At 58.2% G+C, this 699-nt stretch carries 2 tRNA genes and 1 rRNA gene; all 3 read left to right on the top strand.

The window, feature by feature from the left end:
* Positions 1-120: ribosomal RNA gene (locus V6B97_RS17105) — 16S ribosomal RNA — on the top strand; the annotation flags it as partial.
* Between the two features lie 107 nt (positions 121-227).
* Positions 228-304: transfer RNA gene (locus tag V6B97_RS17100), tRNA-Ile, on the top strand.
* Positions 305-466: 162 nt separating this feature from the next.
* Positions 467-542: transfer RNA gene (locus tag V6B97_RS17095), tRNA-Ala, on the top strand.
* The last annotated feature ends 157 nt before the right edge of the window (positions 543-699 follow it).

Below are 699 nucleotides of genomic sequence, written 5' to 3'. Positions count from 1 at the left end.
GTTTTACCCGATACCGGTGAGCCAACCGCAAGGAGGCAGCCGTCTACGGTAGGGCCGATGATTGGGGTGAAGTCGTAACAAGGTAGCCGTAGGGGAACCTGCGGCTGGATCACCTCCTTTACAGACAATTCCCGACTCGCTGTTTACTTGCAAGGAACCGGTCTTGTACCGCGTGTTCTTTGAAGCAACCGTGAATGAAGCTGGGCCGCGCGCCCATCTTCGCCGATGGGCCTGTAGCTCAGGTGGTTAGAGCGCACGCCTGATAAGCGTGAGGTCGGAAGTTCAAGTCTTCCCAGGCCCACCATTGATCAGGATGTGCCGCCAGCTGGGCACGGGTGTGAACGGAACGGGGATGTAGTTCAGTGGGAGAACACCTGCCTTGCCCCGCTTCGCGGGATTGGCATCCCTAAGGCGCTGCGCGCCAAGGGCTGCTGGCACAAGCAGGGGGTACCCGCGCCACTGCGATGGGGGTGTAGCTCAGTTGGGAGAGCACCTGCCTTGCAAGCAGGGGGTCATCGGTTCAAATCCGTTCACCTCCACCAACCATCCCCTGGCCTTTGGTTTTCACGGTTTTGCTCTTTGACAGTCGCATGTTTGACAGCAGTCACGAGGGTTTTCCTTCGTGGATGTCATTCAGGCATGCGCCTGGCGCACCCCCTCCTTCGGGAAGGAGGTGTTGCTCATTGAAAATTGAATAGG

It is taken from the genome of Nitratidesulfovibrio sp. 1201_IL3209 (genome assembly GCF_036763125.1).
In the GTDB taxonomy this organism is placed as follows: Bacteria; Desulfobacterota; Desulfovibrionia; order Desulfovibrionales; family Desulfovibrionaceae; genus Cupidesulfovibrio.
Note: the sequence above shows the minus strand (reverse complement) of the source record. Positions and strands in the feature narration are given on the sequence as shown.